Origin of the sequence: Streptomyces sp. NBC_01390 (assembly GCF_045040105.1) — a bacterium.
GTDB lineage: Bacteria > Actinomycetota > Actinomycetes > Streptomycetales > Streptomycetaceae > Streptomyces.
The window spans coordinates 3,775,051-3,796,102 of sequence record NZ_CP109551.1 but is presented as its reverse complement, the minus strand read 5'-3'; the positions used below and the strand labels follow the sequence as shown (position 1 = coordinate 3,796,102).

17 protein-coding genes are annotated in these 21,052 nt (G+C 68.8%); 12 read left to right on the top strand and 5 right to left on the bottom strand.

Annotated features, from left to right (window positions below):
- Positions 1–110: 110 nt before the first annotated feature.
- Entirely contained in the window at positions 111–2,858 is a 2,748-nt protein-coding gene (gene aceE, locus OG241_RS17000) for a pyruvate dehydrogenase (acetyl-transferring), homodimeric type (RefSeq protein ID WP_405816264.1), read from the bottom strand.
- Positions 2,859–3,327: 469 nt separating this feature from the next.
- On the opposite strand from aceE, the gene OG241_RS16995 reads away from it, so the two are divergent.
- From OG241_RS16995 to OG241_RS16970, 6 genes are all read left to right on the top strand, one after another.
- Positions 3,328–3,765 carry a DUF3052 domain-containing protein gene (locus OG241_RS16995; RefSeq protein ID WP_235479451.1) on the top strand — a complete coding sequence of 146 codons (438 nt, stop codon included), beginning with the start codon at positions 3,328–3,330 and terminating at the stop codon, positions 3,763–3,765.
- Between the two features lie 174 nt (positions 3,766–3,939).
- Positions 3,940–4,398, top strand: a complete 459-nt coding sequence (locus tag OG241_RS16990) for a peroxiredoxin (protein ID WP_055524621.1) — start codon at positions 3,940–3,942, stop codon at positions 4,396–4,398.
- A gap of 124 nt (positions 4,399–4,522) precedes the next feature.
- Positions 4,523–5,098 carry a TerD family protein gene (locus OG241_RS16985; RefSeq protein WP_006382631.1) on the top strand — a complete coding sequence of 192 codons (576 nt, stop codon included), beginning with the start codon at positions 4,523–4,525 and terminating at the stop codon, positions 5,096–5,098.
- Positions 5,099–5,200: 102 nt separating this feature from the next.
- On the top strand, positions 5,201–5,776 hold the full coding sequence (locus OG241_RS16980; protein WP_319093161.1) for a TerD family protein: 576 nt from the start codon (positions 5,201–5,203) through the stop codon (positions 5,774–5,776).
- Positions 5,777–5,826: 50 nt separating this feature from the next.
- Positions 5,827–6,975, top strand: a complete 1,149-nt coding sequence (locus OG241_RS16975) for a DUF475 domain-containing protein (RefSeq protein ID WP_405816261.1) — start codon at positions 5,827–5,829, stop codon at positions 6,973–6,975.
- A 148-nt stretch (positions 6,976–7,123) separates the two neighbouring features.
- Positions 7,124–7,861, top strand: coding sequence for a Tellurium resistance (locus OG241_RS16970; RefSeq protein ID WP_319093159.1), 738 nt, complete (start codon positions 7,124–7,126; stop codon positions 7,859–7,861).
- 67 nt (positions 7,862–7,928) lie between these two features.
- Here the strand turns inward: OG241_RS16970 and OG241_RS16965 are convergent, their stop codons facing one another.
- Entirely contained in the window at positions 7,929–8,702 is a 774-nt protein-coding gene (locus tag OG241_RS16965) for a TerD family protein (protein WP_405816259.1), read from the bottom strand.
- A 195-nt stretch (positions 8,703–8,897) separates the two neighbouring features.
- Here OG241_RS16965 and OG241_RS16960 point away from each other — a divergent pair, with 195 nt between their 5' ends.
- From OG241_RS16960 to OG241_RS16950, 3 genes are all read left to right on the top strand, one after another.
- Positions 8,898–10,070: an HpcH/HpaI aldolase/citrate lyase family protein gene (locus tag OG241_RS16960; protein ID WP_405816257.1), complete on the top strand. Its 1,173-nt coding sequence runs from the start codon at positions 8,898–8,900 to the stop codon at positions 10,068–10,070.
- Between the two features lie 65 nt (positions 10,071–10,135).
- Positions 10,136–12,625: a phosphoribosyltransferase gene (locus OG241_RS16955; RefSeq protein ID WP_405816255.1), complete on the top strand. Its 2,490-nt coding sequence runs from the start codon at positions 10,136–10,138 to the stop codon at positions 12,623–12,625.
- A complete protein-coding gene (locus tag OG241_RS16950) occupies positions 12,622–13,440 on the top strand; it encodes an HAD family hydrolase (protein ID WP_405816254.1) in 819 nt (272 codons plus the stop codon). Before OG241_RS16955 ends, OG241_RS16950 begins: the two co-directional genes overlap by 4 nt.
- 66 nt (positions 13,441–13,506) lie before the next feature.
- Here OG241_RS16950 and OG241_RS16945 read toward each other — a convergent pair whose 3' ends face one another.
- Both OG241_RS16945 and OG241_RS16940 read right to left on the bottom strand, forming a co-directional pair.
- Positions 13,507–14,130 (bottom strand): DedA family protein, encoded by a 624-nt coding sequence (locus OG241_RS16945; RefSeq protein ID WP_405816253.1) that lies wholly within the window; start codon positions 14,128–14,130, stop codon positions 13,507–13,509.
- 49 nt (positions 14,131–14,179) lie between these two features.
- Positions 14,180–14,404 carry a zinc ribbon domain-containing protein gene (locus OG241_RS16940; RefSeq protein WP_405816251.1) on the bottom strand — a complete coding sequence of 75 codons (225 nt, stop codon included), beginning with the start codon at positions 14,402–14,404 and terminating at the stop codon, positions 14,180–14,182.
- Positions 14,405–14,580: 176 nt separating this feature from the next.
- On the opposite strand from OG241_RS16940, the gene OG241_RS16935 reads away from it, so the two are divergent.
- From OG241_RS16935 to OG241_RS16925, 3 genes are all read left to right on the top strand, one after another.
- Positions 14,581–16,737: a transglycosylase domain-containing protein gene (locus tag OG241_RS16935; protein ID WP_405816250.1), complete on the top strand. Its 2,157-nt coding sequence runs from the start codon at positions 14,581–14,583 to the stop codon at positions 16,735–16,737.
- A gap of 45 nt (positions 16,738–16,782) precedes the next feature.
- On the top strand, positions 16,783–18,099 hold the full coding sequence (locus OG241_RS16930; RefSeq protein WP_405816249.1) for a hypothetical protein: 1,317 nt from the start codon (positions 16,783–16,785) through the stop codon (positions 18,097–18,099).
- 157 nt (positions 18,100–18,256) lie between these two features.
- A complete protein-coding gene (locus tag OG241_RS16925; RefSeq protein WP_405816248.1) occupies positions 18,257–19,459 on the top strand; it encodes an amidase domain-containing protein in 1,203 nt (400 codons plus the stop codon).
- Between the two features lie 105 nt (positions 19,460–19,564).
- Here the strand turns inward: OG241_RS16925 and OG241_RS16920 are convergent, their stop codons facing one another.
- Positions 19,565–21,001: a hypothetical protein gene (locus OG241_RS16920; RefSeq protein ID WP_405816247.1), complete on the bottom strand. Its 1,437-nt coding sequence runs from the start codon at positions 20,999–21,001 to the stop codon at positions 19,565–19,567.
- Between the last annotated feature and the right edge of the window lie 51 nt (positions 21,002–21,052).

Genomic DNA, 21,052 nt, shown 5'->3' with positions numbered 1-21,052 from the left:
GGGGCCGCCCCAAAGGGCCGCCCCCCAGGGGCGCCCCTGGGGGGCGCGGGGAACTGCGCGACCAGCCACATCGCACCCGCAGACGAAAAACCCGCCCAACCCGCGGAGCGCTACGCGTCGCCGCCCGCAGCACCCGGATCCGCCGACGCCACGTCAAGCAACTGATACCGATCGATCGCCTGCTTCAGCACCGAGCGATCCACCTTCCCCTCCTTGGCCAGCTCGGTCAGCACCGCCACCACGATCGACTGCGCGTCGATGTGGAAGTGGCGCCGGGCCGCACCCCGCGTGTCCGCGAAGCCGAAGCCGTCCGCGCCCAGCGACTGGTACGTCCCGGGCACCCAGCGCGAGATCTGGTCCGGAACCGAACGCATCCAGTCGGAAACGGCCACGAACGGTCCCTCGGCCGAGCTGAGCTTCCGCGTCACATAGGGGACGCGCTGCTCCTCCTCGGGGTGCAGCAGGTTGTGCTGCTCCACCGCGACCGCCTCGCGCCGCAGCTCGTTCCAGGAGGTCGCCGACCAGACGTCCGCCCGTACGTTCCACTCCTCGGCGAGCATCCGCTGCGCCTCCAGCGCCCACGGCACCGCGACACCGGACGCGATGACCTGGGCCGGGATGGAGCCCGAAGTCCCCGCGCCCACCCGGTGGATGCCCTTGAGGATGCCGTCGACATCGACGTTCTCGGGCTCGGCCGGATGCTGGATCGGCTCGTTGTAGACGGTGAGGTAGTAGAAGACGTCCTCACCCACCTTGCCGTCGGCGGTCTCGCCGTACATCCGGCGCAGCCCGTCCTGCACGATGTACGCGATCTCGTACGAGTACGCCGGGTCGTACGCCACACAGCCCGGGTTCGTCGAGGCGAGCAGCTGCGAGTGGCCGTCGGCGTGCTGCAGACCCTCACCGGTCAGCGTCGTACGGCCGGCGGTCGCGCCCAGCACGAAACCGCGCGCCAACTGGTCGGCCATCTGCCAGAACTGGTCACCGGTGCGCTGGAAACCGAACATCGAGTAGAAGACGTAGACGGGGATCAACGGCTCGCCGTGCGTGGCGTACGCCGAACCCGCCGCGATCAGCGAGGCGGTGCAGCCCGCCTCCGAGATGCCGTCGTGCAGCATCTGGCCGGTCGGCGACTCCTTGTACGCGAGGAGCAGCTCACGGTCGACCGACTCGTACTGCTGGCCGAGCGGGTTGTAGATCTTCGCGCTCGGGAAGAACGAGTCCATGCCGAACGTGCGGTACTCGTCCGGCGCGATCAGCACGAAACGCTTGCCGATCTCCTTGTCCCGCATGAGGTCCTTGAGCAGTCGGACAAACGCCATGGTGGTGGCGATCGACTGCTGACCCGAACCCTTCTTCACACTCGCGTACGTCTTCTCCGGCGGCAGCGGCAACGGCTTGGCGCGCACGACGCGGGTCGGGACGTAACCGCCGAGCGAGTTGCGGCGGTCGTGCATGTACTGGATCTCTTCCGAGTTCCGGCCCGGGTGGAAGTACGGCGGCGCCCCGCCCTCCAGCTCCTTGTCGGAGATCGGCAGGTGGAGCCGGTCGCGGAAGCCCTTGAGGTCGGCGGCCGTCAGCTTCTTCATCTGGTGCGTGGCGTTGCGGCCCTCGAAGTTGGGCCCGAGCGTCCAGCCCTTGACCGTCTTGGCGAGGATGACGGTCGGCTGGCCCTTGTGCGCCTTGGCCGCCGCGAACGCCGCGAAGATCTTCCGGTGGTCGTGACCACCACGGCCCAGGTGCAGCACCTGGTCGTCGGTCATGTTCTCGACCATCGCGCGCAGCCGGGAGTCGTCACCGAAGAAGTGGTCGCGGATGTACGAGCCCGTCTCGGTGGCGTACGTCTGGAACTGCCCGTCGGGGGTCGTGTTCATCTTGTTGACGAGCACGCCGTCCCGGTCCTGCGCGAGCAGCGGGTCCCAGCTGCGGTCCCAGACCAGCTTGACCACGTTCCAGCCGGCGCCCCGGAACTGCGACTCCAGCTCCTGGATGATCTTGCCGTTGCCGCGCACCGGGCCGTCGAGCCGCTGGAGGTTGCAGTTGACGACGAAGGTCAGGTTGTCGAGGCCCTCGCGCGCGGCGATCGACAGCTGGCCGAGCGACTCCGGCTCGTCCATCTCGCCGTCACCGAGGAACGCCCACACGTGCGACTTGGAGGTGTCCGCGATCCCGCGCGCCTCCATGTAGCGGTTCATCCGCGCCTGGAAGATCGCGCCGAGCGGGCCGAGGCCCATCGAGACGGTCGGGAACTCCCAGAAGTCCGGCATCAGCCGCGGGTGCGGGTACGAGGACAGGCCGTACGGCGCCTTCGACTTCTCCTGGCGGAAAGCGTCGAGCTGCTGCTCGCTGAGCCGGTCGAGAAGGAAGGCGCGGGCGTAGATGCCGGGGGAGGCGTGGCCCTGGAAGAAGATCTGGTCGCCGCCGTCGCCCTCGTCCTTGCCCCGGAAGAAGTGGTTGAAGCCCACGTCGTAGAGGGAGGCGGAGGAGGCGAAGGTCGCGATGTGGCCGCCGACGCCGATCCCGGGCCGCTGGGCGCGCGACACCATCACGGCCGCGTTCCAGCGGGTCGCGTTCAGGATGCGGCGCTCGATCTCCTCGTTGCCGGGGAAGAAGGGCTCGTCCTTCGTCGCGATCGTGTTGACGTAGTCCGTGCTCCGCATCTCGGGCACGGCCACGCGCTTCTCGCGGGCTCGCTCGATCAGCCGCAGCATCAGATAGCGGGCCCGCTCCCGGCCGCGCTCGTCAACAGCGGCGTCGAGGGAGTCGAGCCATTCCTGGGTTTCTTCGGGATCGAAGTCAGGGACCTGACTCGGAAGGCCGCCAATGATGATCGGGTTGCGATCTGATCCGGAAGCCACGCTGTTCCTTCGCTCTCGGAGGGCTTGTTCCGGGGCACGCTGTGGGCCTGCTCCGGGGCTGCGAATGCACTGGCCCCATCGTGTACCCCGAGGCCGGGTACGTCACCTCTACTCAGAAGTAGCCCCGGTGGAGATCGCCGGGGCTAGGGTGTCCGCAGCCAAATCGCAACGATACGCCCAGTCCGTGACGTGTTCCGTAAAGCGATTCGGATCTAGCACGCATGTGTGAGAGGTTCGGGAGTCACTCGGGAGCAGCAAAACCGCAAAGCGGGCAGAATGGTGTGGTGCGCGTCACTAGTTCCCGGGAACCGCTGTCAGCAGTTGCGGCGACACCGCCAGGATCGTCACCGTTTCGGCGGTCTCGACGGCCGGGTACTTGCGCGATCCGTCCCGCCCGTGTGGACTACGGCCAATGCTTCGCGCACGCGCGTGGCTGCACATTTCTCGAAACATGATCAGGAGGCAACCCGTGAGCGCGACCGCGGACCACGCGGAGGAGCGGACTAACCCTGCCGCAAGGCTGGGGTTCCAGCCCGAGCAGGTGGTCCAGGAGATCGGCTACGACGACGACGTCGACCAGGAGCTCCGCGAGGCCATTGAGGAAGTCATCGGCAGCGATCTCGTTGACGAGGAGTACGACGACGTCGCAGATGCCGTGGTGCTCTGGTTCCGCGACGAGGACGGCGACCTGACCGATGCGCTGGTGGACGCCACCACCTACATCGAAGAAGGCGGCGCCATTCTGCTCCTCACGCCGAAGACGGGCCGTGACGGCTACGTCGAGCCGAGCGACATCTCTGAAGCCGCGACGACGGCGGGTCTGTCGGCGACCAAGAGCGTCAGCGTGGGCAAGGACTGGAGTGGCAGTCGGCTGGCCACGCCCAAGGCGGCGAAGTCGAAGAAGTAAGTAATCAGTGACCGTGGGCCGAAGCGGGCGTCTGCTGGGGCTGCCGCCCCCAGATCCCCGCTTCGGCCCTGAACGGGCCTCGTCCTCAAACGCCGGTCGGGCTGCATATCGCCCTGCGGTCGGTGCTCACTAGGGTGTCCTCACCCGAACAGCCCACCGAAGGGATGCAGGATCATGGCGATCGAGGTCGGCGACAAGGCCCCGGACTTCGAGCTCAAGGACAACCACGGCGCCACCGTGCGGCTCTCGGACTTTCGTGGCGCGAAGAACGTGGTGCTGCTCTTCTACCCCTTCGCCTTCACCGGCGTGTGCACCGGCGAGCTGTGCGACCTGCGGGACAACCTGCCGAGGTTCTCCGACCGGGACACCCAGGTGCTCGCGGTCTCCAACGACTCCATCCACACCCTGCGCGTCTTCGGCGAGCAGGAGGGCCTCGAATACCCCCTCCTGTCCGACTTCTGGCCGCACGGCAACATTTCGCGCGCGTACGGCGTCTTCGACGAGGACAAGGGTTGTGCGGTGCGTGGGACCTTCATCATCGACAAGGAGGGCGTCGTGCGGTGGACCGTCGTCAACGGACTGCCGGACGCGCGTGACCTGAACGAGTACGTGAAGGCCCTCGACACCCTGTGATTCTTCGGTTCCAAGCCCTGCGAGGGTCGGGAACCCGTTACTAGGATCGACACGTTGATCCGATACAGGCGCACGACGGGGCACACCGCCCCTGGACGGCAGACGAGACACCAATGGAGGACTCGTGGGAGTCAGCCTCAGCAAGGGCGGCAACGTATCGCTGACCAAGGAGGCCCCCGGCCTCACCGCGGTCATCGTCGGTCTGGGGTGGGACGCCCGTTCCACGACGGGCACCGACTTCGACCTCGACGCCAGCGCCATCCTGACGAACACGGAGGGCAAGGTCAGTTCCGACGCCAACTTCGTGTTCTTCAACAACCTCAAGAGCCCTGACGGCTCGGTCGAGCACACCGGCGACAACATCACCGGTGAGGGCGAGGGCGACGACGAGCAGATCAAGGTCAACCTCGCGGCGGTCCCGGCCGACGTCGACAAGATCGTGTTCCCGGTCTCGATCTACGACGCCGAGAACCGTCAGCAGTCCTTCGGCCAGGTGCGCAACGCGTTCATCCGCGTGGTGAACCAGGCGGGCGAGGCGGAGATCGCGCGCTACGACCTCTCCGAGGACGCCTCGACGGAGACCGCCATGGTCTTCGGCGAGCTCTACCGGCACGGCGCGGAGTGGAAGTTCCGCGCCATCGGCCAGGGTTACGCGTCCGGCCTGCGCGGCATCGCGCAGGACTTCGGCGTGAACGTCTGAGCCGGACTCCTTCCGGTTCCCTCGTCCGGCGTCGCACTCCTGGTGCGGCGCCGGACGCGCTCGGCACATCTGTTCCGCATGACCTCGGGGAGGACCAGCAGCATGGGCGTCACGCTTGCCAAGGGGGGCAATGTCTCCCTCTCCAAAGCCGCACCGAACCTCACCCAGGTGTTGGTCGGGCTCGGCTGGGACGCGCGTTCCACCACCGGCGCACCCTTCGACCTCGACGCCAGCGCGCTGCTGTGCGGGGGCGGGCGGGTGCTGGGCGACGAGTGGTTCGTCTTCTACAACCAGCTCAAGAGCCCCGACGGCTCGGTCGAACACACTGGCGACAACCTCACCGGTGAGGGTGAAGGTGACGACGAGTCGCTGATCGTCGACCTCCCCAAGGTGCGGGCCGACTGCGACAAGATCATCTTTCCGGTCTCGATCCATGACGCGGACAACCGCGGCCAGACCTTCGGCCAGGTCAGCAACGCCTTCATCCGGGTCGTCAACCAGGCCGACGGCCAGGAACTGGCGCGCTACGACCTGAGCGAGGACGCCTCGACGGAGACCGCCATGATCTTCGGAGAGTTGTACCGCTATCAGGGCGAGTGGAAGTTCCGTGCAGTTGGTCAGGGGTACGCGTCGGGTCTCCGGGGCATCGCTCTAGACTTCGGAGTCAACGTTTCGTAAAGCCGGGTACGGCAGCGGGGGAGACCCGTAAACACACGATTGGGTAGCCAGTGATTCTGAAAACCTTCGGCTGGTCGTTCGCGGTCACCGCGCTCGGCCTGGTCGCCGCCGTCCTCTACGGGGGGTGGACCGGCTTCGGGATCGTGGCGATCCTCACCATCCTCGAGATCTCGCTGTCCTTCGACAACGCTGTGGTCAACGCCGGCATCCTGAAGAAGATGAGTGCCTTCTGGCAGAAGATCTTCCTCACCGTCGGTGTCCTCATCGCCGTCTTCGGTATGCGACTCGTCTTCCCCGTCGTCATCGTGGCCATCAGCGCCAAGATCGGTCCGATCGACGCCGTCGACCTCGCGCTCAACAACAAGGACCAGTACCAGCAACTGGTCACCGACGCCCACCCGGCGATCGCCGCCTTCGGTGGCATGTTCCTGTTGATGATCTTCCTCGACTTCATCTTCGAGGACCGGGACATCAAGTGGCTCGGCTGGCTGGAACGCCCGCTCGCCAAGCTCGGCAAGGTCGACATGCTGTCGGTCTGCATCGCCCTCATCGTGCTCATGATCTCCGCCATGACCTTCGCGACCAACGCCCACCAGCACGGTGGCGCCCACGTCGACAAGGCGCAGACGGTCCTCATCTCCGGCATCGCCGGTCTGATCACGTACATGGTCGTCGGCGGGCTCTCCGGCTACTTCGAGGACCGGCTCGAGGAAGAGGAGGAGCGCGAGCACGAGGAGGAGGAAGAGGCCGAACGCACCGGCAAGAAGAAGCCGGCCATCGTCCTCGCCGGCCAGGCCGCGTTCTTCATGTTCCTCTACCTCGAAGTGCTGGACGCGTCCTTCTCCTTCGACGGTGTCATCGGCGCGTTCGCCATCACCAACGACATCGTGCTGATGGCCCTGGGCCTCGGTATCGGCGCGATGTACGTCCGTTCGCTGACGGTCTACCTCGTCCGTCAGGGCACCCTCGACGACTACGTCTACCTGGAGCACGGCGCGCACTACGCGATCGGCGCCCTGTCCGTCATCCTGCTCGTCACCATCCAGTACCAGATCCACGAGGTCATCACCGGCCTGGTGGGCGTGGTCCTGATCGCCTGGTCCTTCTGGTCCTCCGTGCGCCGCAACACCAAACTGGCGGCGGCCGAGGGAAAAGCGACGGCCTCGGACGACAAGACTGAGGTCTCGTCCGGGGTGTGACAACCTCCGGTGTGAGGAACGCTCTGAGCGGGGCGGCTACGAGGAATCGTCCTCGTCGGCCGTCCCGCTGCTCTGTGGGCGGCGGACAGGCGGCTGACGGCCTGGACGAATGTGCGGGGACTGGACGGGTGGGACGGGTGGGGACGGGATGAGTTTCTGGGACGACCTGTGGCGCGGCCGTACGACGGACTTCGACGCCGGCAGCGCAGCGAGCAACTCCATCGAGCTGACCAAGCGGCACCAGCGGGTCTCGCTCACCAGGCAGGGCGCGGCGACCGGCCATCTGCGCATCAACCTGTCCTGGCGGATGCGTACGTCTGACATCGGCGGCCCGAAGCGGCAGAGCCTGTGGCGGCACCCCTTCCAGGCCCTGCGGCCGGAGGAGGTCAAGGGCCACACCCAGAGCATGGTGAACGTCGACCTCGACCTGGGCATCCTGTACGAGCTGACCGACGGCACCAAGGGCGTCGTACAGCCCCTGGGCGGGTTCCTGGGCGAGACGAACGTGCCGCCCTACGTCAAGCTCAGCGGCGACGACCGGTTCGGGTCGGCGTCCGGCGAGACGGCGTACGTCAATCTTGATCACCGGGACGAGATCAAGCGGCTGCTGGTGTTCGTGTACATCTACGACCAGACACCTGCGTTCGACCGGACCCACGCGATCGTGACGCTCTACCCGAGCAACGGGCCGCGGATCGAGATAGGCCTCGACGAGCGGCACTCGCAGGCACGGTCGTGTGCGGTGGTGTTGATCGAGAACGTGAAGAACGAGTTGATCGTCCAGCGGGAGGTCAAGTTCGTCTACGGGTTCCAGGCAGAGCTTGATCGGTTGTACGGGTGGGGGTTGCAGTGGGGCAGGGGGTACAAGACCAAGGCTGAGCGCTGACCGTTCGGGTGCGGGTTCGTCGTGGCTTGTCGCGCAGTTCCCCGCGCCCCTGAAGGGGGCGCTTGCCCTAGCGTCCGATGAACTGTGGGCCCTGTGGGGGTAGGTGGAAGTCCGGGGACGGGGATGTTCCTACCGGTTGGGGGTAGCCGTAGGCCGGTTGGGTCGTGTTCGGGCTTGCGGGCTGGGGGTAGCCGTAGGCCGGCTGCGGAGGGAGGGTCGGCGGATGCTGGACTGTAGTGGCCGCCGAGGGATCCGTGGGCGGGGCGTTCGTGGTGTCCGGGAACGGTTCCTCGGCCGGCTGGTCCTCCACTGAGATGCCGAAGTCCGTCGCCAGGCCCTCCAGGCCGTTCGAGTAGCCCTCGCCCAGGGCGCGGAACTTCCAGCCGTCTCCGCGTCGGTACAGTTCGCCGCAGATCAGCGCCGTCTCCTCGCCCGTCTCCGGCTTCACGTCGAAGTACGCCAGCGGTTCGCCGTCCGCGACGGCACCGTCGTACAGCACGATGCGCAGGGACCGTACGCGGGCGAAGGCGACGCCGTCCGCCGAGGCGACCAGCAGAATCTGTCCGACTCCCGACTCGACACCGGCCAGATCCGTCTGGATCGTGTCGGTCAGACCCTCGGCCACCCGTTTCTTGCCGAGCCGCCAGACCTTGCCCGACGGGTGGCGAGGCTGGTTGTAGAAGACGAAGTCCTCGTCGGAGCGCACACGACCGTCGGGGCCGAGGAGCAGCGCCGAGGCATCGACATCCGGAACCCCCTGCCCAGGCGTCCAGCGCAGCACGGCGCGCACCGTCGTGGCTTCGAGAGGGACGTTCGACCCCTTCAGCATCGCGTGCGTCATGCGGTCATCCTGCCTTCTCGGTCCTGGTCACGACAACGCGGGGGCATCGGTTCTGCGTGTCCGCGTTACCTGAACTTCATTCTCGGTGGGAACCCTCGACATGGATCCCTACGTACTATTACCGGCCACCCATCAACACCCGATCGACTCTCGATCACCACTCGACCAGCCGTCCACCCGCCACGGGGGAGTCTTATGCGTCATTTCGGGCACATCGCCCCTGAGGTACGGCAGCGCCTGTTCCATCAGGAGCCGTGCGAGTTCACCGCCGACTCCTCGGCCCGGCTGCTCGCCACGGCCCTGGGCGCCACCCTGTACAGCCCGGCCACGCGGCCGCGCCTCGCCGACGCCATCATCAAGCAGGTCGCTCGCGGTGTCGTCTCGATGGTCCTGTGCCTGGAGGACTCGATCGACGACTCGGAGGTCGCGGACGCCGAGGAGAACCTGGTGCGGGAGTTCCGGGTGCTCGCCGAGCGCCCCGACGCCGCCACCGGGCTGCCCCTGCTGTTCATCCGGGTCCGTACGCCCGAACAGATCCCCGACCTCGTACGGCGCCTCGGGACCACCGCACGGCTGCTCTCCGGGTTCGTGATGCCGAAGTTCACCGAGGAACGCGGGATGCCGTTCCTGGAGGCCCTCGCCGACGCCGAGGCAGCGAGCGGACACCGGCTGTTCGGCATGCCGGTGCTCGAATCCCCCGAGCTGATGTACCGGGAGACGCGCGTAGAGACCCTGGAGGGGATCTCCCGCGCCGTCGACAAGTACCGCGACCGCGTCCTCGCCCTGCGCCTCGGCGTCACCGACTTCTGCTCCTCGTACGGGCTGCGCCGAGCCCCGGACATGACCGCGTACGACGTCCACGTCGTCGCCTCCGTCATCGCCGACGTCGTCAACATGCTGGGGCGGGCCGACGGCACCGGGTACACCGTCACCGGGCCCGTCTGGGAGTACTTCCGGGTCCAGGAGCGCATGTTCAAGCCGCAGCTGCGCCGCAGCCCCTTCCTGGAGGGCCAGGCCGAGGAACTGCGTGAGACGCTGATCGAGCACGCCATGGACGGGCTGCTCCGCGAGATCAGCCTCGACCAGGCCAACGGGCTGCTCGGCAAGACCTGCATCCACCCCTCGCACGTCCTGCCCGTGCACACCCTGTCCGTGGTCAGCCACGAGGAGTTCAGCGACGCGCAGGACATCCTGCGGCCCGAGCGCTGCGGCGGAGGCGTCCTGCGGTCGGCGTACACGAACAAGATGAACGAGGTGAAGCCGCACCGAGCCTGGGCCGAGCGGACCCTGCTGCGCGCCGAGGTCTTCGGCGTCGCCAACGAGGACATCGGCTTCGTGGAGCTGCTCACCGCCGGTATCCCCGACTGACCCGCCGTCCGCCCGGCATCCGCAACACCCCCGACGAACACACAGACGAACACACATAGGGACTCATGAACAACGCTGTGCACAACGGGGTCTGGTCCGGCACCTGGGTCGCCGAGCGGCTCGGGGTCGAGCTGGTCGGCGGCGACGAGCTGCGCGAGCTGCTCGGCCTCGCCCTGCGGCGCAACCCCAAGCGGGCGCACCTGCTGGTGTCGAACGTGCTCGGCAAACACGTCCCGCAGTCGCCCGCCGTCGTCTACGGCCACGGCTTCGCCCTCGGCCGGCGCGTCCGTGAGCTGCTCGGCGCCGACGAGTCCCGGCGCGCCGTCGTCCTCGGGTACGCCGAGACGGCCACCGGGCTCGGTCACTGCGTCGCCGACGGGGTGGGCCTCGCGCCCTACCTCCACTCCACCCGGCGCCCGGTCGCAGGCGTCGCCCCGGCGGGCGGCTTCGAGGAGGCCCACTCGCACGCCACCTCCCACCTCATCCTCCCGGAGAACCCCGCCCTGCTGGCCGGCCCCGGCCCGCTGGTCCTCGTCGACGACGAGTTCTCCACCGGCAACACCGTCCTCAACACGATCCGCGCCCTGCACGAGCGCCACCCGCGCGAGCGGTACGTCATAGTCGCCCTCGTCGACATGCGCGCCCCGGCGGACGTGGCCCGCCTGGACGATTTCGCCGACGAGATCGGCGCAGAGGTGGACCTGGTGGCAGCGGCGAAGGGCACCGTGCACCTGCCTGAAGGGGTCCTGGAGAAGGGCCAGGCACTGGTAGCCGACCACGAGCATCCCCCCCTGGGGGCGCGGGGAACTGCGCGACAAGCCACAGCGGACCCGCACCCGCCAACCAACCGTTGCACCCGAGTCGATCTGCGCTGGCCCCGAGGCATCCCCGACGGCGGAAGACACGGCTTCACACCAGGCCACCGAATACGCCTGGAGGCCGCGCTGCCGGCAATGGCAGCAAAGCTCGCCGAAACCCTCCCCGAGGACACGCACCGCATCCTCGTCCTCGGCTTCGAAGAGCTGATGTACACCCCCCTCCGCCTCGCCCACGAGCTGGAACAGCAACTGGAGCGCGCCGGCGCCGAGGTCCGCTACTCGACCACCACCCGCTCACCCGTCCTCGCCGTGGACGACCCGGGGTACGCGATCCGCAGCCGCCTCGTCTTCCCGGCCCACGACGACCCGGCCGACGGCCCCGGCGATCGCTACACCTACAACGTGGCGGGCGGCGGCTTCGACGCCGTCGTCGCGGTCGTGGACTCCACCGCCGACACACCCGAACTGCACGCCCCCGACGGCCTGTTGGCCGTGCTCGCCGCGCACACGCCGAACGTCGTGCTCGCCGTCCTCCCCAGTTACGTACCCGCACCCCCGCACGTACCCGAAAGGCCCCGCATGCTGCCCGAGCCCCTCCGCGGACCCGCGTTCTCCTCGTACCCACCGGACGAGGTCGGCTGGCTGCTGCGGGACCTCTCGGACGTCAGCCTGGAGGCCCCCACCGAGGAGCGCGAGGAGGCGATCCAGGCGGGCGGCGCCCACTACGCCGAGTCGCTGCCGGTCGAGTACCAGCCCAGCGACCAGTACCAGGAGCTGTTCCGCGCCGCCCTCGACACCTCCGCCGCCCGCATCGCCCAAGCCGTGGGCGCCGTGACGGAGTTGGTGCTCGCCGAGCGGTCGCCGCGCCCGGTGCTCGTCTCACTGGCCCGGGCCGGAACGCCCGTCGGCGTCCTGATGCGCCGCTGGGCCCAGCACCGGCACGGGCTCGAACTGCCCCACTACGCCGTGTCGATCGTCCGGGGCCGGGGCATCGACGCCAACGCGCTGCGCTGGCTTGCCGCCCACCACGACCCCGCGGACGTCGTGTTCGTCGACGGCTGGACCGGCAAGGGCGCGATCACCCGCGAACTCGCCGATGCCATCAAGGAGTTCGAGGCCTCCGACGGCATCACCGGCTTCGACCCGGAGATCGCGGTCCTGGCCGACCCGGGCTCCTGCGTCCGGACGTACGGCACCCGCGAGGACTTCCTCATCCCGTCCGCCTGTCTCAACTCCACGGTGTCCGGGCTCATTTCGCGGACCGTCCTGCGCGCCGACCTGGTCGGCCCGAACGACTTCCACGGCGCCAAGTTCTACCGCGAACTCGCCGACGCCGACGTCTCGGTCGACTTCCTCGACGCCGTCGCCGCCCGCTTCCCCGAGGTCGGGGACGCCGTCGACAGCACGGTGAAGGAACTGCTCGCCGCCGACCGCGCTCCGACCTGGGAGGGTTGGGCGGCCGTCGAGCGGATCAGCGAGGAGTACGAGATCCACGACGTGAACCTCGTCAAGCCCGGCGTCGGCGAGACCACCCGGGTGCTGCTGCGCCGGGTCCCCTGGAAGATCCTGGCCCGCGCCGGAGCGGGCGCCGACCTCGACCATGTCCGCCTGCTCGCCGAGCAGCGGGGCGTACCCGTCGAGGAGGTGGCCGAACTCCCGTACACCTGCGTGGGGTTGATCCACCCCCAGTACACGCGGGGCGCGACCGGCGCCGACGGCAAGGCGGTGTCGGTATGAGTCCCGTCCTGGTCGCCAGCGATCTCGACCGTACGCTCATCTACTCCGCCGCGGCCCTCGCGCTGACCATGCCGGACGCCCGCGCGCCCCGGCTGCTCTGCGTCGAGGTGCACGAGGCCCGGCCGCTGTCGTACATGACGGAGACGGCCGCCGCACTGCTCACCGAACTCGGTGACGCGGCCGTCTTCGTGCCGACGACGACCCGGACCCGTAAGCAGTACCAGCGCATCAACCTGCCCGGCCCGGCACCGAAGTACGCGATCTGTGCGAACGGCGGCCACATCCTCGTCGACGGCGCCGCCGACCAGGACTGGCACGCGCGGGTGCAGGCACGGCTCGCGGACGAGTGCGCGCCCCTGGACGAGGTCCGGGACCATCTCGCCGCCACCGCGGACCCGCTCTGGGTGCGCAAGCACCGGATCGCCGAGGACTTCTTCGCCTACCTCGTCGTCGAGCGCGAGCTGCTCCCCGAGGAGTGGGTGAAGGAACTGGCGGTCTGGGCGGAGGACCGGGGCTGGACGGTCTCCCTCCAGGGCCGCAAGATCTACGCCGTGCCGAAGCCGCTCACCAAGAGCGCGGCGATGCGGGAGGTCGCCCGGCGTACGGGTGCGACGCTCACTCTGGCTGCCGGTGACTCCCTCCTGGACGCCGATCTGCTCCTCGCGGCGGACCGGGGCTGGCGGCCGGGCCACGGTGAGCTGGCGGAGACGGAGTGGAGCGCTGACACGGTCAGTGCGCTTCCCGAGCGGGGGGTTGCGGCGGGGGAGCGGATTCTTCGGGAGCTGTTGAGGGAGACGCGGGCGCGCTCCGCTTGAGGTGCCGCGAGCAGTTGGTGGTCTCCTGCGGGAGCGTCGTGGCTTGTCGCGCAGTTCCCCGCGCCCCTAGGGGCGCGGGCGTGCGGGTCGGACGATTCGTACGGCGACGAGCGCGACCAGCGCCAGCGCTGCCCCGGCGAGCACCACTTTCGAGTACGCGGAGACGACGGTCGTGACCTCGGCCCAGTTGTCGCCCAGTAGATAGCCCGCGCACACGAAGGCGGTGTTCCACAGGGCGCTGCCGAGGGTGGTGAGGCAGAGGAAGACGGGCAGGGGCATTCGTTCGACGCCGGCCGGTACGGAGATCAGGCTGCGGAAGACGGGGATCATCCGCCCGAAGAACACCGCCTTCGTGCCGTGCCGCAGGAACCACGCCTCGGTCTTCTCGATGTCCGCCGCCCTGACCAGCGGCAGCCGGGCGGCGAGAGCGACGGTGCGGTCACGGCCGAGCAGCGCGCCGACCCCGTACAGGGCGAGCGCGCCGACGACCGAGCCCGCGGTGGTCCACAGCAGCGCAGCGATCAGGCTCAGCTGCCCGGTGCTCGCCGCGAAACCGGCGAGCGGCAGGATCACCTCGCTCGGCAGCGGCGGGAAGAGGTTCTCCAGCGCGATGGCGAGGCCGGCGCCGGGGGCGCCCAGCGTGTCCATGAGGTCGGTGACCCACTGGGGTGCGGCCGTCGTGGCAGTCATACGGCCACGCTAGGAAACCCAACCTGAAGAGACCCTGAACGGCGGGCCCTCAGCCGCAGCAGCCCCCGCCGCAGCAACCGCCTCCGCCACCGCCGCCCGCACGCGGGGCCGACGCCTGCGCGGACGCCGAGCCGCCGACGGCGACCGTCGACAGGAGCTTCACGGTGTCGTCATGGCCGGCGGGGCAGTCCGCGGGGGCGGCCGACTCGGCCATCGGGCGGCTCAGTTCGAACGTGTCGCCGCAGGTGCGGCAGCGGTACTCGTAGCGAGGCATGCGGACAGGTTAGTCCCCAATTGGTCGCCGTGCGGAGCCCGATGGTTTCGATGCCGATCCTTGTCGTTCATTCCCCATGTGGAGAACCTGCGAAGGTCGCTGGTAATTTGTGTACGCCGCGATGAGCCGTGAGGTCGGGGAATTCAGGTCTTGCACGGAGTGCGGAGGGGTGTGTCGTGACCCAGAAGTCGGATGAATCGGACGCCACTCTGCAAATCCGGATAGCAGATCTGGACATTCGAGACGGCGGGCAGGAATCGCCCGTACCGGGAAACGTCGTACCGGACAACGTTGTACCGGGAAGTGCCGCACCGGGAAACAGGCGTGAAGCCCGATTAGCTCGTAAAGCCCGCCGAATATCCCTTCCCCTGCTTCTTGCCCGGGTCCGGTCCCTCGTCGCGGCCCACGCGCCGAAGTACCCGCGACCCGGCCGCACCGGCTGGCGGCGCTGGATACCCTCCTGGCGTCAGTGGCTGGGGGGTGTGTCGGCGTCCGTCGGGCTGAGCGCCCTGCTCCTGGGTGTCGCCTACGCGGCCACCGACATTCCCGACAACCTCAACACGTACGCCACCCAGCAGGACAATGTGTACTTCTGGGCGGACGGTACGCCCATGGCGCGTACCGGCTGGGTCCAGCGGCAGGCGATGCCGTTGAAGGACATTCCGGAGGACGTCCGCTGGGCGGTGCTCGCCGCCGAGAACGCGAGCTTTTACAGTGATTCCGGCATTTCCCTCAAGGGGCTCAGTCGCGCCCTTTTCCGCACCGTCGGTCAGGGTGACACCCAGGGTGGATCCACCATCACCCAGCAATATGTCAAAAATGTCTATCTCAACCAGAACCAGACGATCAGCCGCAAGTTCACCGAGGCGATGATCTCCCTCAAGCTCGACAACCGGATGAGCAAGGACGACATCCTCGAGGGCTACCTCAACACCAGCTGGTTCGGTCGCGGCTGCTACGGCATCCAGCGCGCCGCCCAGGCCTACTACGGCAAGGACGTCAGCGAACTCGACGCCGGTGAGGGCGCGTTCCTCGCCTCCCTCCTCAAGGGCGCCGGCCTGTACGACCCGACGCTGAGCAGCGCCAACCGGGCCCGCGCCGTCGAGCGCTGGTCCTGGACCCTGGACCGGATGGTCGACATCGGCAAACTGACGAAGGCCGAGCGGGCCACGTACACGAAGTTCCCCGAGCCGCTGAAGAGCAACCCGCTGTACGACACCGGTGAGCAGACCGACTATCTGGTGGAAGTGGCCTCGCAGTACGCCAAGAAGGCCGGGGGGATCTCCGACAAGGACTTCGACCTCGGCGGCTACCAGGTCTACACGACGTTCGACCGCACGCGGGAGCGCAAGCTCGCCGAAGCTGTGGCCAAGGCCCGCAAGCAGGCGCTGAAGGACGATCCGAAGGCCGCGAAGACCGCCCACTACGGCGCCGCCTCGGTGACCGCCGACGGCCGGATCCTCGCCGTCTACGGCGGCCCCGACCACCGCACGCAGGGCTACAACGAGTCCAACTCCACCACCGTCCCCGCCGGTTCGGCCTTCCAGCCGTTCGTCTACGCGGCCGGCCTCGAACACGGCGTCCACGAGAGCAGGGAGGATGCGGCGACACGTGTCACTGGGGACTCCCTGTACGACGGTGACGACGACGTGCCGGTGACCACGCCCGAGGGGCCCTACTGGGACCGCAGCGGCAAGAAGGTCTCCGCCAGCAACGACGGCGACCGGTCCTACGGGCAGATCTCCCTGCACCGGGCCCTGAAACTGTCGGTGAACACGCCGTTCATGCAGCTCGGCATGGACACCGGCCTGGACAACGTCCGCGCGACCGCCGAGGCCGCCGGCCTGCTGCCCGCCAGCATCGGGCCGCAGGTGCCCGCGCTGTCGACGGGCACCTCCACGCCCAGCGCGATCCGCATGGCCGGCGGCTACACCACGTTCATTGCCGGTGGCAGACGCACCGAGCCGTACTCCGTGCGGAAGATCACCCGCAACGGCGCCGGACTCGCCCTGGGCACCCCCACCCTGACCCGCGCGGTCGGCGCCGACGTGGCCGAAGAGGTCACCTCGGCGCTCACCGACGCCTTCAGCACCGCCCACCCCGCCGCCGCCGCGGCCGCCGACGGGAAGGTGGCCGGGAAGGCGGGGACCACGCAGGACGACACCGCCTCCTGGTTCGTCGGCACGCACAAGTTCGTGTCCACGGCGGTCGTCGTCTACCGCATCGACCTGGCCAAGAGCCTCGAACCGCTGCCGTTGAAGGGCCTCGCCGGTACCGCCGACGACAGCGTTCCGTACGGCATCTGGTCGGGTGCCATGAGCCCGCTCGGCTGACCACCGGACGGGGCAAGAACCCACCCCCCTCGAAATGAGCAGCACATGAGACAAGCGTCGGGCCGCCGTCGCAAGGCCTCGGCAGCGCCTCCCCCCGCCAACGACCACCCGAGGACCGTCAACAACCGCCCGCGGATCGCGGCGTACCTCGTCGTCGCGTCCCTGACCCTCGCGTCCCTCACCGCGGGCTATCTGACGCTGGGCCGCCCCGACCGCACCGCACCGACAGCCGCCGTGGGATCGGGGGAGACCGTGAACGCCCCCGTGCGGGCGACCGGTGAACCGGCGTGGGACGGCAGGACCAAGGTCCTCGGGGACGGTTCCACCTCGTACACCGGCCCGCAGCAGGGCCGGTTGAAGCCGGTTCCGCTCAAGCCCGGTGAGATACCGCCCCAGTTCGTCGTCTTCTCCTGGGACGGCGCGCTGTCGGGCGACGACGGACTCTTCGAGCACTACCGGGAGATGTCCGCGAAGTACGGCGCCCACATGACGTACTTCCTCACGGGCATCTACCTGCTGCCCAAGAGCAAGGCGGACCTCTACCAGCCCCCGCAGCATGCCAAGGGGTCGGCGGCGATCAGCTACGCCACCGACGAGCACATCCGCACCACCCTGGAAGAGCTCGGCACGGCGTGGCAGGAGGGCAACGAGATCGGCACCCACTTCAACGGCCACTTCTGCGGCGAGAAGGGTGGCGGCGACTGGAGCGTCGCGGAGTGGAAGAGCGAGATCGACCAGTTCTACTCCTTCGTGGAGAAGTGGAAGACCAACACCGGCTACACCGACCTCCCCCCGCTGCCGTTCGACTTCAAGAAGGAGGTCACCGGCGGGCGCGCCCCCTGTCTGGAGGGCCAGGCGAACCTGCTGAAGGCCGCCAAGAGCTACGGCTGGCGCTACGACGCGAGTTCCGCCGGCGACTTCCAGATCTGGCCGAAGAAGAAGAACGGCATCTGGGACTTCCCGCTGCAGATGCTTCCGTACGAGGGCGGCGACTACCAGGGCCTGTCCATGGACTTCAACTTCCTCTACAACCAGTCCGACGGCGAGACCGACGGGGCTCCGGCCAACTACTCGCGCTGGCAGCAGGAGACCATCGACTCCTACGAGGCCGGCTTCGACCGGGTGTACTACGGCAGCCGTGCCCCGCTGTTCATCGGCAACCACTTCGAGGAGTGGAACGGGGGCATCTACATGAAGGCCGTCGACAAGGTCATGGCCGACGTGTGCGTGAAGAAGGACGTCAAGTGCGTCTCCTTCAAGGAACTCGCCGACTGGCTCGACGTGCAGACCCCGGCGACGCTGGAGCGGCTGCGAGCCCTGGACCCGGCGCAGTCGCCGGACTGGTCGACGGTCGTCAAGTGATCGGATGAAGTGACCGCCGTTACCTGACCACCGTTATCTGACGATTCGTCAACTCCCTTGCCAGCAAAGGGTATCCCCGTTCACGGGAGCTCCACATGGCATGCGAAAATTCCACAACCCGGCATCCCCCATCGCCGGGGCAAGAGGGGAAACATACGTGAAGTCAAGGAACATGGGCCGTACGCGCAGCCGCGCCGCCATAGTCGTCGCGGCCGCTGCCTCGGTCGCCGCGGGAGCGGCGCTGCTGCCGGCCGGAAGCGCGAGCGCGGCGACCGCGCGCTCCGCGGCCCCGATCGTGGACCAGCAGACCAGGGCCACCTTCCAGCGCCTCGCCGACGCGGTCCTCACCGACCGTACGGACGCGCTGGTCGACGGCCCGCAGGGCAACCGGAAGAAGCCGCTGACGCGCGGCTTCTCCGGCGACGTCAAACTGTCCGCCGCGCTGGCCCGCAGCGAGAACGCCACCCTGTCCGCGCTGGACCTGCGCAAGGACCGCCTCGCGGCGCTCGGCGAGAAGTACAGCAAGGCCAACACCGTCGTCACCCTGAACAGCACCCGCCTCAAGGGCACCAAGGCCGAGGTCGAGGTCACCGAGACCACGACCCTGACCTACCAGAAGGTCCGCGGCGACGAGCCGGGGACCACCGGCTTCCAGGCCCACCACGCGCTGACGTTCACCGCCGACGCGCGCGGCCACTGGCAGCTGACGGGCATCCGGAACACCGACGCGGCGGCCGACGTCGCCGTGAACCAGCCGGCCCAGCCGTCCGCCCAGCCGTCCGCCAAGGCCAAGGTCGGCACGGTGGCCGACGACACCATGCCCAACGCCCCCCGCGCGGCCACCACCCGCACGACACCGGCGAACGTCAAGAACCTCACCACCGGTGCCTACGACTACAAGGCCATGGCCACGTACGCGGAGAAGTACTGGAGCACCTACAACGCGGAGTACCCGAACTTCAACGGGCACACCGCCGGCGGCGACTGCACCAACTTCGTCAGCCAGTCCCTCAAGGCCGGCGGCTGGAAGCACGCCCCCGGCTACGTGTACGACTACACCAAGTGGTTCGGCAACGCCGACATCCAGTCGGACTCCTTCGTCGGCGTCAACGAGTGGTCCTGGTTCGCCCAGAACTCGAAGCGCACCACCAGTCTCGCGTACGTCTACCAGCTGGACGTCGGCGACGTGCTCCAGATGGACTTCGACAGGGACGGGGCCAAGGACCACACGATGATCGTCACGTACCGCAGCGCGGGCGTGCCGTACCTGACCTACCACTCCGTCAACACCTACCGCAGGTCGCTGGCGAGCATCATCGCGTCCGAACCGAACGCCTACTACTACGCCTACCGCACCTGATCATCCCGCTCCCGCCGCCCCGGCACCTCCCGGTTCCTTCCCGGGTCGGAGCGGCGGGACGCCGGTCCCTCCGCCCCGCTGAGGGGTGCCCGCTGAGGGGTGCCCTCAGTGGGCCGTCATCCCGCGTTCCTCGCGGATCCGGGCCACCACGTCGGCCACCGTGTGCCGTACGGCCTCCGTCTCCGTCAGGAAGTGCCAGTAGTCGGGGTGGCGGCCCTCCAGCGTGGCGATCGCCCGGTCCAGGCGGGACACCGACTCGTCCAGCGGCCGGGCGTGCCGCGGCTCCGGGGTGTTGCGCCCCGACATGGCCAGCCGCTGCGCGTCGCGGATCGCGAAGCGCGTGCGGTCGATCTCGCCCTGCGGGTCCTTCTGTACGGCGTTCAGCCGCCGCAGCCGGTCTCCGGCGGCCGACACCGCCTCGTCGGTGGTGTTCAGCAGCGCCCGCACCGTCGACAGCAGCGCCGTCGCGTCAGGCCAGCGCTGGGCGTCCCGAGCGGCCTGCGCCTCCTTGAGCCTCGCCTCGGCCTGCCGTACGTGGTCCGCGGCCTGCTCCGGTACGTGCTGGAGGTCCTGCCAGCACTCCGCCGAGAACCGTCTGCGCAACTCGCTCAGCAGCGGCTGCACCTGCCCGGACCGGGTGATCAGCGCCTCGGCACGGGTACGCAGGGACACCAGCCGGTGATCGATCTCCGCCGCCCGCTCGGGCAGCCGATCCGCCTCCGCCCGGACCGCCTCCGCCTCGCGCGCGACCCGGTCGGCCCGCTCCAGCGTCTCCGGCACGCCGTGCTGCCCGGCGCCCTGGTTGAGCCGGGTCAGCTCCGGCCCGAGAGCGGCGAGCCGGGCGGCCAGATCGTCCGCCCGCAGCCCCGATCCGCGGACCGCGTCCAGGGCGTTGGAGGCGGCCAGCAGCGACTGGCGGGCGCGCTCCACGGAGGGGGCGAGCCGGGCCAACTGCGTCTCGGCCTTGCCGAGCAGCGGTCCGAGCCCTGCCGCGAAGCGGTCCAGGTCCTGCTTGACCCGCCCCAGCTCCTCCTTGGCCCGGGTCAGCTCGGACCGGGCGCGGGTGGCGGCCGACGCCTCCAGGTCGTCGCGGTCGAGGTCATGAGCGTCGATGGCGGTGATGTACTGCCCGCTGGCCTCGTCGATCCGGAGCCCGAGCCCCTCGAAGTCGGCGACGGCGCGCCGGGCGGCGGGGGTGTCGTCGACGGCCTTGATGGTCTCTATCGAGATCCGCAGATCCCGCTGGGCGGTGTCCAGTTCGTAGAAAGCGGCGGCGGCGGCGTCCTTCGCGGCCTGCGCCTCGGCGCGCTGGCTCTCGGCCCGCCCACCGAACCACCGTCGAGTACCGCCACCGCCACCGGCGAAGGCGGCGGGCAGGGCGAGGAGCAGCGGCAGTGGGAGCAGTACGAGGGTCAGGGCGTCCAGGGCGGCGGCGCGCAGGCCGGTGCGAGAGCGCTCGGGTGGGCGGTGCGGCGAACGGTGAGGCGACTGGTGCGCGCCCGGCGCAATCGGCGTGTACGGCTCAGAAGTAATCGCCGTCACATCCCTCTCCCGTGCTGTGATCTGCCCTGCCCGGTTCATTCTCCCACCGGT

What these genes read in the sequence shown, in the direction of transcription:
- OG241_RS16965 (WP_405816259.1), bottom strand. Translation starts at nt 8,702, where the DNA reads ATGACGCACGCGATGCTGAAGGGGTCGAACGTCCCTCTCGAAGCCACG.
- OG241_RS16990 (WP_055524621.1), top strand. Translation starts at nt 3,940, where the DNA reads ATGGCGATCGAGGTCGGCGACAAGGCCCCGGACTTCGAGCTCAAGGAC.
- OG241_RS16970 (WP_319093159.1), top strand. Translation starts at nt 7,124, where the DNA reads ATGAGTTTCTGGGACGACCTGTGGCGCGGCCGTACGACGGACTTCGAC.
- OG241_RS16945 (WP_405816253.1), bottom strand. Translation starts at nt 14,130, where the DNA reads ATGACTGCCACGACGGCCGCACCCCAGTGGGTCACCGACCTCATGGAC.
- OG241_RS16955 (WP_405816255.1), top strand. Translation starts at nt 10,136, where the DNA reads ATGAACAACGCTGTGCACAACGGGGTCTGGTCCGGCACCTGGGTCGCC.
- OG241_RS16950 (WP_405816254.1), top strand. Translation starts at nt 12,622, where the DNA reads ATGAGTCCCGTCCTGGTCGCCAGCGATCTCGACCGTACGCTCATCTAC.
- OG241_RS16940 (WP_405816251.1), bottom strand. Translation starts at nt 14,404, where the DNA reads ATGCCTCGCTACGAGTACCGCTGCCGCACCTGCGGCGACACGTTCGAA.
- OG241_RS16930 (WP_405816249.1), top strand. Translation starts at nt 16,783, where the DNA reads ATGAGACAAGCGTCGGGCCGCCGTCGCAAGGCCTCGGCAGCGCCTCCC.
- OG241_RS16960 (WP_405816257.1), top strand. Translation starts at nt 8,898, where the DNA reads ATGCGTCATTTCGGGCACATCGCCCCTGAGGTACGGCAGCGCCTGTTC.
- OG241_RS16980 (WP_319093161.1), top strand. Translation starts at nt 5,201, where the DNA reads ATGGGCGTCACGCTTGCCAAGGGGGGCAATGTCTCCCTCTCCAAAGCC.